Genomic DNA, 13,440 nt, shown 5'->3' with positions numbered 1-13,440 from the left:
CGGAGCCCCGGGACCCCATCCGGACCGATCATCACATTGCGGTCCATGACATCCTGTGACGTCACAACTCGCCGGACGGGATCGGCGGACGTCCGGGGGATTTGGGGAAGGTCGATGAGGCTCTGCTTCCTGGTGGAGGAGCACTACCGCCACGACGGCATGCCGAACGAGGTGATCCGGCAACTGACCGCGTGGGGCCACCAGGTCGACGTGGTGCGGCCGGGCGGCTCGCTGCTGTGCATGACCGAGGTGGTGTCCTCGGGCGCGCACGACGCCTGGGTGCTGAAGACCGTGTCCGGCGGGCCCGGGCTGACCCTGCTGGAAGCCGCGGCTGCGGCCGGGCTGACCACGGTCAACGACGCCCGTGCGATCCGCGGCGTGCGGGACAAGGCGCTGGCCGCCGCCATCGGACGCCTCCGGGGGCTTCCGATGCCCCCCACGTACGCCGTGGCGGAGCCCGAACTGCTGCGGGAGGTTCCGGCGGCGCAGTACCCCCTCGTCGTCAAGCCCTCGGACGGCAGCTCCGGGCGGGCGGTGCACCTGGTGTCCTCGCCGGAGCGGCTCGACGAGGTGCTGCCGGAGCTGGCGGGGGAGCACATGCTGATCGCCCAGCCGTACGTGCCCAACTCGGGCACCGACATCAAGGTCTACGCGGTCGGCGGGGAGCTCTTCGCCACCGAGCGCTGCTCGCCCCTGCACCCCGATCCGGCGGTGCGGGAGCGGCGCGTGCCGCTGTCGGGCGAGGTGGCCGCGATCGCCACGCAGGTGGGGGCCGTCTACGGGCTCGACCTGTACGGGGTGGACGTACTACTGGGGCCGGACGGGCCGGTGGTGGTGGACGTGAACGACTTCCCGAGCTTCCGTCAGGTTCCCGACGCGGCGGCCCGGGTGGCGAGGGCGGTGCTGGAGCTGGCGCGGACGGGAAGTCCGGCGGCTGCGGCGGTCTGCCACCCGCGGGCCCAGGGGTTGCCGCTGTCGATTCCGGCGCAGGCGTCCGCGCCGCGGGCCGGCGAGGTCGCGCTGTGAGGATCTGCCTGATCACTCCGGAGCCCGACCATCCACTGCTGGCCTCCACGACGGCGCTCCTCACCGCCGCCGGCCACCGGGTGGAGTCACTCGATCCGACTGCGCTGGGCGAGGCCGGAGCACCCGAGCAGCCCGCCGACGTCCATCTGCTGAAGTCGCGGACACCGCAGGCCCTGGCCCTCGCGCGGGAGCTGGAGCACCACGGGGCCCCGGTGCTGAACTCGGCGGCGGCGACCGCCCTCTGCCAGGACCGCACGGCGATGGCGGAGCTAGCCCTGCGCAGCGGCCTGCCGTTCGCGGGCACCCGCACGTACGACTCCCTCGCGGCCTGGGCGGCAGGCGCCCCGCTCGGCTCCTCCCCCGTGGTGGTCAAGAGCCGGCACAGCCGCAGACACGATCTGGTCGCCCGGGTCGACGACCGCACCCGGCTCGACGAGCTGGCGCGGGCCTGGCCGCAGGAGCCGGTCGTGGTGCAGGAGTTCGCGCCCAACAGCGGCTGGGACCACAAGCTGTGGGCGATCGGCGACCGGGTCTTCGCCGCCCTGCGCCGCTCCGAACTCGCGCCGGAGGGCCGGGGCCCGACTCGTCCGCTCGCCCGGGCCGAACTGCCTCCCGGCTGGGAGGATCTGGTCCGCCGGGTCGGCGAGGAGTTCGCCCTCGACGTCTACGGGGTCGACCTCATCGACACGGGCGGCGGCACCCCGCTGATCGTGGACGTCAACGCCTTCCCCGGGATCCGGGGCCAGGCCGGCGCCCCGGAGGCCCTGGCGGCGCTGGCCCTGGAACGGGGCACCCGCCGCTGACCGTCACCCGGCCGAGCCCCGGACGCGGGAATCCGCGCCGTCGGGGCGTGTCGGCGGGCCGGGCGTGCCGCGAGCACGGTGAAGATCGGCGGATGGGCGTCGTGCTGCCGGTCCTCTTCGCGCTGTTCGCGGCGCTCAGCAATGCGCTGGCCACCGTGCTCCAGCGGCGGGCCGCGCTCACCGTGCCGCAGAGCAAGGGATTCCGGTTCGGGTTGGTCCTCGACCTGCTGCGCCGGCCCGTGTGGATCGCCGGCATCCTCGCCGTGATCGCAGCCGGTGTGGGGCAGGCCGCGGCGCTGGCCACCGGCGCGCTGGTCCTCGTACAGCCACTGTTCGTGCTGGAGCTGCCGCTCGCGCTGCTCATCGCCTCGCTCGTGGCGCGAGGGCGGCTGCCCGGGGCGCTGTGGCTGGCGGTGGTCGGGGTGGTGGTCGGGCTCGGGGTGGCATTGGCCGCAGCCTCCCCCGCCGGGAACCGGACGCACGTACCGGCCGACCGGTGGGTCCCGGCACTGGCGGCGTGCGCGGCCGTCGTCGCCGCCCTGACGGTGGTCGGCCTGCGCCGCCCGCCGGGACGCGCCCGGGCCGGCTGTCTCGGCGCGGCCACCGCCGTCTGCTACGCGCTCACGGCCGCGTTGATGAAGCACTCCGTGTACGTCCTGACCGAGAGCGGCATCGGCGCGTTCCTGACCGCGTGGCAGACGTACGCGTTCGGCGCGACCGGCATCTGCGCCCTGCTGCTGCTCGAACACGCCATGCAGGGCGGCCCGCTGGTCGCCTCGCAGCCCGCGCTGACCCTGGGCGACGCGACCGTCAGCATCGCCCTGGGGGTGGCCCTGTACGAGGAGCACCTGCGGGCCGGGTGGTGGGTGCTCCCCCAACTGCTGGGCGTGGCGCTGATCTGCGCCGGGGTCATGGCGCTCGCCCGGGCCGGGACGAGCGCGCCGTGAAGAGCGTGCGGGGCGCTCGACGGATGGCGGTCCGCATGCGCGCGATGATGTTCGAGCCAGCGATGCACCCGAGGGGCCCGCAGCTCCTAATCAGCGGTCGAGTCGTCGTGAGACACCGGGCGGCCAGGTGAGCTGAACCATCGAGGGCAACCGCCTGAAAGCCATACCCGGTGTCTCTGGATCTCTGGACCTTACGACGGCCCGTCCGACCCACCAACAACGTAGGACCGTCTGAGTCCCTCCCCGGGCGGGGTGGTCGTGCGCGTCGAGGCGACCGGACCCGTGCCGTAGCGACCGGCACGGCTGGAGGGGACACGCTTCGGGCATCGTCCTGCCGCGCGCGCCGGGGCACGAACTCACCGGTGTCGTGGCGGCGACCGGCTCCGGTGTCCCGGGCCGGCGGGTCGGGGACCGGGTCACCGTGCCGATCGTCTGCGCCTGCGGCAGCTGCGGCGGCCCGACGCCGCGCGCGGGCCCGCCGGCGGCGGCCCCGTCCCTCCGGCGGGCCCGCCCTCGCCGCGCACCTCGCAGATCCCGCCGAGCCTGCCCCGCGGCCCGCTACCGGCACGCGGGGCGGGTGGCGAACCGAGGCGGTCAGGACCGGACGCAGTCAGGACCGGGGGCGGGACCGTCTGCGGAGCAGGGCGAACGAGGCCGCCAGTACCGTGACCAGGACGCCCGCGAGTGTCAGCAGCCAGGCCGGAACCCCGTCGACCGTGAGCAGTTCGTCGTGGTAGACGGTCCTGCGGTAGGGGGTGTCGGCGGCGGTGGGGCGCAGTTCGTGGTCGGCGTCGATACGGCTCGGCTCCGGGAACTCCTGGTCGATCGCCGTCAGGAAGGCGGGCTTCCCCGCGGTGAGGGAAGCGAGGGCGCCCTTCGGGGTGACCGTGCCGGCGAAGGTGACCTTCGGCTTGGCGCCGCCGATCGGGGAGGCGGGCTCCATGCGGTGGTCGGCCAGGACGTACAGGCCGAGGGACTGCGGGGTCCTGGCCAGCCGGGACAGCCGCATCGGGTAGACCAGCCGGTCGCTGTCGAAGCGGATGCGCAGCGGGTCGAGGGTGCCCTTCAGGGTCCGGCCCTGCTGCCGGGGGGCGAGGCGTACGGCGACGTACTCCCACTTCTGGTCGACGTACGGCTTCAGTTCGGTGGCCAGGCCGGCGGGCAGTGCGAAGCCGTTGGTCTCCAGCCAGTTGCGCAGTGCGTCGGGGTCGGTCGCAGTGAGGCGCGCGACGTCGAAGTCACCGAGCCGTTCACGGCCGACGACACCGACCGGGGCCGCGCCGGGGAGCGGGGGTGCCGCTCCTACGGTGTCGGACGAGCTGGCGGAGAGCGGCCAGTCCCGGTCGCGCGGCCAAAAGTAGTGGCGGGCCCTGTCCTCGGGCAGGGTCAGCCGGTTCAGTTCGTCGAACATGTCACCGTCGCCCAGGTCCACCGTCGCCCGCCCGGGCACGGGCATGATCCAGGCCGCCCGGGGTGCGTCCCCACGGACGACGAACCGCATCACGATCTGTTCGCTGCGACCGTCGAAGCGCACGACGGAGGTCTCCCGGTCGACGCCGATCCGAGCGTGGCCTTCGGGAATCATCGCCCCGCAGCCGCAGGCGTACGCCGGCCTGATCAGGGATCCCGCCTGCGTCGCGAGCAGGACCGCCAGCAGGGCCGCAATTCTTCGTTTCATCCGCACGGGCTCTCAGACGAAGGCCGTCGTGATCCGGTTCCGGCCGCGGTCCGGAGCCCGACCACCAGCTCGTTCCGACAGGCGGAACCCCCTGGTCAGGCCGGTGGCTGATCCCCATACTTCTCGCATGAGAGGGACGGACAAGCCGCGCAGCAGCCCCTTGGTGCCCGACGCGGTGGGGGCGGACATCGCCCGGCACGACTGGGAGTCCATCACGTGCGGCTGCGGCCGCACCGCAGGGCATCTCGTGGACACCCTGTGGGCGGCAGCCGAGGGACATCCGGCAGCCTTCCGCGCCCTGGAGGGCCACGCCTTCCTGTCGGCGCGCCTGTACCCGCCCGCCCCTGCGGTGTGCGGGGTGCTGATGGCCGTGTGGTCCGCGGGGCCGCCCCGGCTCGCCACCCGCGAGGCCCTGCTGTGGACGCTGCTGTCCCTGCTCGGCTCCGAGGACGACGGGTCTTCGTACGAGGCCGGGCTGTACGGGCAGTGCGCGGCGTTCGTCCGGGCCGGCCTGCCGCAACTGCGCCGTGCGGCGGCCGCCGCCACGGGTTCCGTGTCGGCGGCCTATGTGGGCGGCATCGTGGAGCTCCTCGGCCTGGACGCCTGAGGGGGCCAGGGTGCCTGCGGAGATCAGGGTGCGTGAGGGGGGCAGGATGCCTGCGAGGTCCAAGGGGCTTGGCGGGCCTGCCGCGGCACGCCCGCCAGGCATCCCCGCAGTACCTCCGCGGTGACTTCGTCCAGGGACTGCGCGAAGGTGCGTACGGGCGAAGTGGGGACGGGCAGCAGCGACGGGACCACCAGCACCCCGCAGCCGGCCGCCTCCGCCGAGGCCGCGCCGTCAGGAGAATCCTCCACGGCCACGCAGTCCTGCGCGGCGGCACCGAGGCGCGCCGCGGCCGTCCGGTAGGGGTCCGGGTGCGGCTTGGTGCGGGCCGTGTCGTCCGCGGACAGGGTGAACGCGAACGGGACGTGGGCGAGCGAGCCGCCGACCACCGAGTCGACGACCAGCCGTGGCGAGGCACTGACCAGGGCGAACGGGACGCCCTGTGCCTCCAGTGCGGTCAGCAGCCGCTGGGCGCCGGGCCGCATCGGCGCCCCGGCCTCCACCCGGCGGAAGAAGTCCGCGGTCAGGGCTGCCGCCACCTCGTGCGGGTCTGCCCTGCCCGAGACCCGCACGAGGTGGGCGGCGGTGTCCGCCACGGCCCGGCCGACGACCTCGGGTGCGTCGGCGGCCGTCAGCTCGTGGCCGAGGCCCTCCGCGACCTGCTCGGTGGTGCGCCACCACAGCACCTCGGTGTCGACCAGGGTGCCGTCCATGTCGAACAGGACGGCGGCGAGCCCGCTCACGCGGACCGGGCCACGACGAGCACCGGCCGCTCGGCCAGTCCGACGGCGGCCCGTGCACCCGGCGCCAACTCTCCCGCATCGCGGGAGGACAGGTCCGCCTTGACCGAGGTGCCGTCGGGCAGGTCCAGGTGGAGCCGGGTCACCGCGCCGAAGAAGGAGGCGGAGACCACCGTGGCCGTGCCCTCGGGGTCGGCGGTCGCCGTGACGTTCTCGGGCCGGACCAGTACCTCCACCTCCCGCGTCGCCTCCGGTACCGACCCGTCGACGGGCAGCCGGGTGCCCGCCACCTCCACCAGGCCCGAGTCGGTGAGCCGTCCGGGCAGCCGGTTCATGGTGCCGACGAACTCGGCGACGAACGGGGTCGCGGGACGCTCGTAGAGCTCGGCCGGCGGCGCGCACTGTTCCAGCCGGCCGGCGTTCAGGACGGCGACCCGGTCGGCCATCGACAGTGCCTCCTCCTGGTCGTGCGTGACGAACACGGTGGTGATGCCGAGGGAGAGCTGGAGCCGGCGGATCTCGTCGCGCAGGCTGGCCCGTACCTTGGCGTCCAGTGCCGACAGCGGCTCGTCGAGGAGCAGGACGCGCGGGCGCAGGGCGAGCGCGCGGGCGAGGGCGACGCGCTGCTGCTGGCCGCCGGACATCTGGTGCGGGTAGCGGTCGCCGTGGTCCGGCAGGCCCACCAGGTCGAGGAGTTCGGCGGCCCGCTCGCGGCGCTGCGCCGCCCCGACCTTGCGCACGCGCAGGCCGAAGGCGACGTTGTCGCGGGCGTTGAGGTTCGGGAAGAGGCTGTACGACTGGAAGACCATCCCCGCGTCGCGGCGGTTGGCCGGCACGCGGGTGATGTCCTCGCCGTCGACCAGGACCTCACCGGAGTCGGGCTGCTCGAAGCCCGCGACCACGCGCAGGGCCGTGGTCTTTCCGCAGCCCGACGGGCCGAGCAGGGCGACGAGTTCGCCCGGTTCGATGGTCAGGTCGAGTCCGTCGAGGGCGACGGTCGAGCCGAACGCCCTTCGCAGTCCGCGGAACTCGACGCGGGCGCCGGTCGGGGTCGCACCGTCCGCGAGCTTCTCGGGCTTCTCGGGCGTCCGGGCCGCGGGAAGGGTGGTGGACATGTCGGTCAGGACTCCTTGCGGGAGGTGGGGGACGTGCTGGGGGCGGAGGACACCGCGGCGGGACTGGTCCCGGCCCGCGAGAGGAGGAGCAGCAGAAGCCAGGTGATCAGGAGGCTGAGGACGGAGACGGCCACCGACATCCGGGCGTGGGCTCCTGAGATCGAGACGATCCACACGGCGAAGGGCCTGAAACCCAGGAGGGAGGCGATGGTGAACTCGCCGAGCACCAGGGCCAGGGTGAGGAAGGCGGCTCCGGCGAGCGAGGCCCGCAGGTTGGGCAGCAGCACGCGCAGCACCACGTACCGCCAGCTCGCTCCGCAGCTGCGCGCGGCTTCGACCAGCGTCGGGACGTCGACGGCGCGCAGGCCGGCATCGAGCGAACGGTAGACGAAGGGCAGCGCCAGAACGGTGTAGGCGAGCACCAGGACGACCGGGAACCGTTCGTCCTGCACGGCCAGGAAGGTTTGGTAGAGCGGGGTCCGCGACAGGTAATCGGGGCCCCAGCGCAGCACCGTGGTGATACCGGTGACCAGCGCGATCGGCGGAACGACGAGCGGCAGCATGCACATCACCTCGACCACCGGGCGCAGCCGGGGCGAGCCGATCCGCACGGCGACCAGCGCGGGCACCGCGAGCAGCAGGGAGAGGACGATGGTCGCGGCGGCCAGCCCGAGGGAGAGCAACAGGCTCTCGGTGAACCCGTCGGCGGCGAGCAGCTCGGTGTACGCCGCCAAGCTGACGCCCTGGCCGGGCACGTGCACGGTGAAGACGAAGGAGGCGAGGAGCGGGACCAGGAAGTACGCGCCCGCCAGCAGGAGTACGGCTCCGCGCCAGACACGGGGGCGGGGACGCTGGACCGGCGGGGTCGCCCGGCCCTGCACGGTGGCCCCGGCCGGGGCCGCCCCGGTGTCCGGGGCGGGGTCAGAGGTGTCCGGGGCGGTCGACGCGGGTGTCGGGGTCATCGCAGCCATCGGGCGCTCCGTCGCTGGAGGGGCAGGTAGACCGCCATGACGAGGCCGGCGATCAGGATCATGTCGAGGCCGAGGGCGAGCGCCACGTTCTCCTGCCCGGTCAGCACGTTACCGGACAGTGCGTCGGCGATCTTGAGGGTGACCAGCGGAACCGATCCACCGACGAGGGCCGCGGCCGTGGCGTGCGCGGCGAAGGCGGTGCCGAAGAGCAGCACGAACCCGCCGAGCAGGGAGGGCGCGAGCACGGGAAGTCCGATGTGGCGCCAGAACTGCCACGCGGTGGCCCCGTTGTTCCGTGCGGCCTCTCGCCACTGCGGGCGCAGTCCGTCCAACGCCGGCACGATCACGAGGACCATCAGCGGGATCAGGAAGTACAGGTAGACCACGGACAGCCCGGTGAAGGAGTACAGGCTCCACCCGAGGCCGCCGAGATCGGCCAGCTGGGTGACGACTCCGGAGATGCCGACGGTGGCGATGAACGCGAACGCGAGCGGAACGCCACCGAAGTTGGCGAGGACGCCCGAGGCGGTCAACGTCACGTTGCGCAGGGCTCGGGAGCGGGAGGTGACCACGGCCTGGGCGATCAGGACTCCGAGCACCCCGCCGATCAGCGCGGTGAGTCCGGAGAGCTGGACGCTGCCGACGAGCGAGCCGAGGTAGGGGCCCTGGAGCGAGCGCGCGAGGTGCTCGCCGGTCAGCCGGGTGGCACCGCCGGCCGGATCGGTACGGGTGACGGCGCCGAAAGCGATGGCGCCGAGCGGGACGCCGAAGCAGAGCCCGGTGAAGACGAGGAGCGGGAGGGTGGCGAGCCAGGTGCGCGGGCCGCGCCGCCGGCGGCGGCTGGTGCTGCCGCCGGCGGTCCCCTCCGGGTGGGAGGTGGTGGAGTCGGACATCAGGAGAGGGCCTTGTCCCACTTCTCGGCGAGGGTGGCCTTGGCCTTGTCCAGCTCCGCGGAGGCGGGGAAGGTCGGGGTGCCCTGGGTCTGGGGGAGCTTGGCGGCGGCGTCCTTGTCGACGGTGCTGTCCTGGGTCATGACGGGGAGCAGGACCGGGCGGGCATGGCCCTTCAGCCAGAGGTTCTGCCCTTCGGCACTGTAGAGGAACTCCATCCACAGGCGGGCGGCGGCCGGGTTGGGGGCCTCCTTGTTGATCGCCTGCGAGTAGAACTGGGCGTAGACGCCGTCACTGGGGACGGCGACCTTCCAGTCGACGCCCTTGCCCTTGAACTGCTCGGCGTAGCCGGCGTTCAGGTAGTCCCAGTCGATGGAGATGGGCGTTTCGCCCTTCTCCACGGTGGCCGGGGTGGACTCGACCGGGATGAAGTTGCCGCTCTTGCGCAGCTGCCCGAAGAAGTCGATGCCGGGCTGGATGTCGGCGAAGGAGCCCTTGTTGGCGAGGGCGGCCGCGTAGACGCCGCCGAAGGCCGAACCGGACTTGGTCGGGTTGCCGTTGAGGGCGACCTTGCCCTTGTACTCGGGCTTCAGCAGGTCGGCGAAGGTCTGCGGGCAGTTCGGGATCCGGGCCGCGTCGCAGCCGATGGAGACGTAGCCGCCGTAGTCGTTGTACCAGCGGCCGTCGGCGTCCTTCTGGGCGTCCGGGATCTTGTCCCAGGCGGTGACCTTGTACGGGGCGAACAGGTTCTCGCCGGCGCCGCTGCGCGCGAAGGCGATGCCGAGGTCCATGACGTCGGGGGCGCGCTTCTGTCCCTTGCGGGACTTCACGGCGGCGATCTCGTCGGAGCTGGAGGCGTCCGGGTTCTCGCTGTTGACCTTGATCTTGTACTTGGCTTCGAAGGCCTTGATGATCTCGCCGTAGTTCGCCCAGTCCGGCGGCAGCGCGATGACGTTGAGCTGACCCTCCTTCTGGGCGGCCGCGACGAGCGCGTCCATGCCGCCGAGGTCGGCGACGGAGGCGGCAGCGCCCGGCTGGACCTTGGCCTTGCCGTCGGCAGCCGCGCCGGCGGCCTGGTCAGGAGCGGCGCCACACGCGCTGAGCGTGGTGAGGACGGCGGCGCTGAGGAGTACGGCCGCACCACGGCGGGCGGAGGAACTGAGCACGGTCTCTCCCGGAGACAGGAACCTGAGCGGGGGTCTACTTGTCTGAACAAGTTGACTCCAGTTCGCCCGGCCTCACTGTACGGACGGTGAACGGCGGCTGGACCACGGGGCACGACTCGACGAAGAGACGAGAATGACCGAAAGCAGCCGTGACAACAGCGGTTGGAATGATCTTCAACGCCTAGGCTGGCGGACACGTTCGACACATCGACGACAGGATCGACGACGGCCGACGGGCTTCGGGGCCAGGGGTGACGCAGTCGGCGACAAGGGGGAGCAGGACATGGGCACGGTCCGGTATCTGGAGATCGCCGAGGCACTGCGCACGGCGATCCTCTCCGGCGAGTACGCGGTGGGCGCCCAACTGCCCTCGGAGAGCGATCTGGCAACCCGCTGGTCCGCCTCGCGCGGGACCGTCCGACAGGCGGTGGCCACGCTCGCCGCGGAAGGGCTGATCGGTTCCCGGCAGGGCGCGCGGAGGATCGTTCTGCGCCACGAACGCCGCCACAGCTTCGGCGAACTGAACAGCTTCGCCCAATGGGCCGAGGGACTCGGCCAGGAGGTCTCCAGCCGCTTCCTCTCCCGCACCCGCCGGCCGGCCACCGCGGAGGAGGCGGACCGCCTCGCGCTCTCGCCGGGCACCGCGGTCCTGGCCGTTCTGCGGCTGCGCCTCCTCGACGGGGAACCCACCATGGTGGAACGGACCGCCTACGCGGACTGGGTCGCAGCCGCCGTCGAGGCGATGCCGGACGACTGCCGCTCGGTGATGGACGGCCTCGCGAACGACTCCGGCATCGTCGCCCACTACGGCGAGCACCTCATCGACGCCCTCCCGGCCGGCAGCGAGGACGCCCGGCTGCTGGAGGTGCGCCGCGGGAGCCCGCTCCTGCGCCAGCGGCACGTGTCCGCGACCGCCACCGGCCGCCCGATCGAATGGTCCGACGACCGCTACCGCGCCGGAAGCGTCACCTTCAGTGTGAACAACTCGGCGGTAGCCGCACCCCTGGAGCGCCGTACGGGAGACCGGTGAGCGGTCATCGGTCATCGGTCATCGCCCGTCGGGCATTGCTCGTCAGTCATCGCTCATCGGTTGCCCGACCTCTTCGGCGATCGCCCCGGGCAACCAGTCCGCGACCCGACCGAAGTCGAACCCCAGACCGGAGGCCCGGCTGTTGTCCAGGGCGTAGGCGCGGTCGAAGGAGAACGGCGAGGCGGGGGCTCCGTTTTCGACCACCCGGTAGCGAGCGGGCCGGCCGACCTGCTCGGCCACCGACTCGCACAGTCCGAGGACGTCCAAGGCCCCGTGGGAGGCGACGTCCACCGCGCCGGTGAAGGTCTGTCCCGCCGCCCACTGCAGGAACCGCGCGATCTCCCGGTGGTGGATGAAGGAGGTGGCGTGCGGAGCTTCGTGCACCTCCACCGGCGCTCCGGCGGCGATCCGCTCGACGTAGTGCGCGAGGCGTCCGGTGAACTCCTCCCGACCGCCGCCGAGGACGTGCGCCGTGCGTACGGCGGCGAAGCCGAAGGCCTCCGGGCCGCCTTCCGGTTCGCCGAGGAACACGGCCTCGGCCCGCCGCTTGCCCTCGGCGTAGGCGAGGGCCTCGGGGGTGGGCGGCGCGGGGTCGTACACCTCCATCGTGGAGGTCATCACGTACCGTGCGGTCCGGCCGGCGAAGACCCGGCGGGCGACGGAAGCCTGCGCGGGCGTGTAGCACACCTGGTCGATGACGACGTCGAAGGTGCGCGGCCCCAGGGCGGCGAGCAGCTGCCGTCCGTCGTCGCGGTCGGCGGCGAGGTGGGCGACGCCGGGCGGCGGAGCGGCGCTGCCGCGGTTGAGGACGGTGACCTCCTCCCCCGCGTCGCGCAGGAGGGTGACCAGGTGCTTTCCGAAGTACCGGCTTCCGCCGATGACGAGGATCTTCTGCATGGACTCGACTGTGCCGCGCTACCGTCCCCAGGAGAACGGATGACCTACTGAACGGGTATGAAGGAAAACTGATGATCGATGTGCAGCGGTTGCGCGTCCTGCGGGCCGTGGCCGAGCACGGCAGCTTCAACAAGGCGGCCGGGGCCCTGCTCCTGACCCCTTCGGCCGTCTCCCAGCACATCGCCTCGCTGGAGCGGAGCCTCGGCCACCCGGTGGCGGTGCGCAGCACGCGCGGGGTCACCCTGACCGAGCCGGGGCGGTTGCTGGTGGAGGCGGCGGAGACGATCTCCGCCGAGCTGGACCAGGTGCGCCACGCGATCGACCGGCTGACGTCGGAGCAGCCTCGGCTGACGGTGGCCACCTTCACCAGCGGCGGACGGCACTTGCTGCCGGCGGCGCTGGCACGGTTCGTGACCGCGCACCCCGACGTCGAGCTGACGGTACGGGAGGCCGAACCCGAGGACGCGCTGCCGATGGTGCGCAGCGGCGCGGCCGACCTCGCTCTGACCTACCACTTCGACGGACCGCTGCCGCCGCGGACCGGAGTCGACTGGACACCGTTGATGGACGATCCGCTCTGGCTGGTCCTGCCCCACGACCACCGCCTCGCCGGCCGCGCCTCGCTCGACCTCGCCGAACTCGCCGCCGAACGCTGGGTGCTCGGCTGCCTCAAGACGGAGGCCTTCCTGCGCCGGTACGCCGACCGGGCGGGCTTCGCCCTCCGGGTGGCGGCGGCCACCACCGACTACTTCTTCGCGCAGACCCTCGTCGCAGCGGGCGTCGGCGTTTCGCTGGTCCCGCACGTGTCCCTGGCCCCGGCGGCCTCGCTCGCGGTGGTACGGATCGAACCGCCGCGCCCCGCCCGGCACATCGGGGTGGTCACCGCGCGCCGACGGCGTCCCCACCCGTACACCGGGGCCCTCACCGAAGCCCTGGCCGAGGCGGTGGCCGAGTGAACCGGCACCTGTTCTGCGGCCTCGCGGCCAACCCGGCGCTGCCGGCCGAGCTGCTCGACGGTGCGCGGTCGCGCAGGCGGCAGCCCCTCACTGCCGGTCGGCGTGATGGTGCAATTCCTCACGAAGGGGTGAGGGCGAGGGTGCACGGGAAGTCGGGGCGCCCCCGTTCCGGACGACCGCTCCGGATCGCCGGTTGCCCGCTGGTCGGGCCGCCAGTCCCCTTCACCCGGAGCCCGGGGTGACGAGGCCCGTCTCGTAGGCGAGGACCACGGCCTGGGCACGGTCGCGCAGGGACAGTTTGGCGAAGATCCGAGCCACATGGGTCTTCACGGTGGCTTCGCTGAGGGTGAGGTCCCGTGCCAGTTCGGCATTGGAGCGGCCCCGGCCCAGCAGGGTCAGCACCTCCCGCTCGCGCGGGGTGAGGGCGGCCAGGTCACGGTGGGCCGCCATCGGGACCGTGTCGTGGTCCGCCGTGGCGGCGCAGCGTTCCACCAGGCGACGGGTGATCGACGGGGCGAGCAGGGCGTCACCGGTACCCACGAGGCGCACGGCAGCCGCGAGGTGTTCGGGGGTGACGTCCTTGCGCACTCGGCACCCTGCTCGGCAACGCACTGGCC

At 72.9% G+C, this 13,440-nt stretch carries 13 protein-coding genes and 2 pseudogenes; 7 read left to right on the top strand and 8 right to left on the bottom strand.

Annotation, left to right across the window (positions count from 1 at the left end; genetic code table 11):
* The first annotated feature begins 114 nt into the window (after positions 1-114).
* The 4 genes and pseudogenes from ABZZ20_RS02360 to ABZZ20_RS02345 form a co-directional block, all read left to right on the top strand.
* On the top strand, positions 115-1,026 hold the full coding sequence (locus ABZZ20_RS02360; RefSeq protein ID WP_356865822.1) for a hypothetical protein: 912 nt from the start codon (positions 115-117) through the stop codon (positions 1,024-1,026).
* Positions 1,023-1,829, top strand: coding sequence for an alpha-L-glutamate ligase (locus ABZZ20_RS02355; protein WP_356865820.1), 807 nt, complete (start codon positions 1,023-1,025; stop codon positions 1,827-1,829). The genes ABZZ20_RS02360 and ABZZ20_RS02355 overlap by 4 nt, the downstream gene beginning before the upstream one ends.
* A 92-nt stretch (positions 1,830-1,921) precedes the next feature.
* On the top strand, positions 1,922-2,776 hold the full coding sequence (locus tag ABZZ20_RS02350; RefSeq protein WP_356865818.1) for a DMT family transporter: 855 nt from the start codon (positions 1,922-1,924) through the stop codon (positions 2,774-2,776).
* Between the two features lie 231 nt (positions 2,777-3,007).
* Positions 3,008-3,227 (top strand): annotated as a pseudogene (locus ABZZ20_RS02345) (alcohol dehydrogenase catalytic domain-containing protein); the annotation flags it as partial.
* Between the two features lie 159 nt (positions 3,228-3,386).
* On the opposite strand, the gene ABZZ20_RS02340 reads toward ABZZ20_RS02345, so the two are convergent.
* Positions 3,387-4,454, bottom strand: coding sequence for a DUF2330 domain-containing protein (locus tag ABZZ20_RS02340; protein ID WP_356865816.1), 1,068 nt, complete (start codon positions 4,452-4,454; stop codon positions 3,387-3,389).
* Between the two features lie 127 nt (positions 4,455-4,581).
* Between ABZZ20_RS02340 and ABZZ20_RS02335 the strand changes: the two genes are divergently transcribed.
* Positions 4,582-5,061, top strand: coding sequence for a hypothetical protein (locus tag ABZZ20_RS02335; protein WP_356865814.1), 480 nt, complete (start codon positions 4,582-4,584; stop codon positions 5,059-5,061).
* A 23-nt stretch (positions 5,062-5,084) separates the two neighbouring features.
* Here the strand turns inward: ABZZ20_RS02335 and ABZZ20_RS02330 are convergent, their stop codons facing one another.
* From ABZZ20_RS02330 to ABZZ20_RS02310, 5 genes are read right to left on the bottom strand one after another with little or no spacing between them, the layout of a single operon-like run.
* Positions 5,085-5,801 carry an HAD family phosphatase gene (locus ABZZ20_RS02330; RefSeq protein ID WP_356865812.1) on the bottom strand — a complete coding sequence of 239 codons (717 nt, stop codon included), beginning with the start codon at positions 5,799-5,801 and terminating at the stop codon, positions 5,085-5,087.
* Positions 5,798-6,913, bottom strand: a complete 1,116-nt coding sequence (locus ABZZ20_RS02325) for an ABC transporter ATP-binding protein (protein WP_356865810.1) — start codon at positions 6,911-6,913, stop codon at positions 5,798-5,800. The genes ABZZ20_RS02330 and ABZZ20_RS02325 overlap by 4 nt, the downstream gene beginning before the upstream one ends.
* Positions 6,914-6,918: 5 nt before the next feature.
* Positions 6,919-7,884 (bottom strand): ABC transporter permease subunit, encoded by a 966-nt coding sequence (locus ABZZ20_RS02320; protein ID WP_356865808.1) that lies wholly within the window; start codon positions 7,882-7,884, stop codon positions 6,919-6,921.
* Positions 7,872-8,777 carry an ABC transporter permease subunit gene (locus tag ABZZ20_RS02315; protein WP_356865807.1) on the bottom strand — a complete coding sequence of 302 codons (906 nt, stop codon included), beginning with the start codon at positions 8,775-8,777 and terminating at the stop codon, positions 7,872-7,874. Before ABZZ20_RS02315 ends, ABZZ20_RS02320 begins: the two co-directional genes overlap by 13 nt.
* Positions 8,777-9,940 carry an extracellular solute-binding protein gene (locus ABZZ20_RS02310; RefSeq protein ID WP_356865805.1) on the bottom strand — a complete coding sequence of 388 codons (1,164 nt, stop codon included), beginning with the start codon at positions 9,938-9,940 and terminating at the stop codon, positions 8,777-8,779. The genes ABZZ20_RS02315 and ABZZ20_RS02310 overlap by 1 nt, the downstream gene beginning before the upstream one ends.
* Before the next feature lie 283 nt (positions 9,941-10,223).
* Between ABZZ20_RS02310 and ABZZ20_RS02305 the strand changes: the two genes are divergently transcribed.
* Positions 10,224-10,970 (top strand): GntR family transcriptional regulator, encoded by a 747-nt coding sequence (locus ABZZ20_RS02305; protein WP_356865803.1) that lies wholly within the window; start codon positions 10,224-10,226, stop codon positions 10,968-10,970.
* A gap of 42 nt (positions 10,971-11,012) precedes the next feature.
* On the opposite strand, the gene ABZZ20_RS02300 is transcribed toward ABZZ20_RS02305, so the two are convergent.
* A complete protein-coding gene (locus ABZZ20_RS02300) occupies positions 11,013-11,867 on the bottom strand; it encodes an NAD-dependent epimerase/dehydratase family protein (protein WP_356865801.1) in 855 nt (284 codons plus the stop codon).
* A gap of 71 nt (positions 11,868-11,938) precedes the next feature.
* Here ABZZ20_RS02300 and ABZZ20_RS02295 point away from each other — a divergent pair, with 71 nt between their 5' ends.
* Positions 11,939-12,823 (top strand): LysR substrate-binding domain-containing protein, encoded by an 885-nt coding sequence (locus tag ABZZ20_RS02295; RefSeq protein WP_356865799.1) that lies wholly within the window; start codon positions 11,939-11,941, stop codon positions 12,821-12,823.
* Between the two features lie 222 nt (positions 12,824-13,045).
* On the opposite strand, the pseudogene ABZZ20_RS02290 reads toward ABZZ20_RS02295, so the two are convergent.
* A pseudogene (locus ABZZ20_RS02290) lies at positions 13,046-13,411 on the bottom strand (response regulator transcription factor); the annotation flags it as partial.
* Positions 13,412-13,440 lie beyond the last annotated feature (29 nt).

It is taken from the genome of Streptomyces sp. NPDC006430, assembly GCF_040612395.1.
GTDB lineage: Bacteria > Actinomycetota > Actinomycetes > Streptomycetales > Streptomycetaceae > Streptomyces.
The sequence above is the reverse complement of the archived record's forward strand: the minus strand, read 5'-3'. Positions and strand labels throughout refer to the sequence as shown.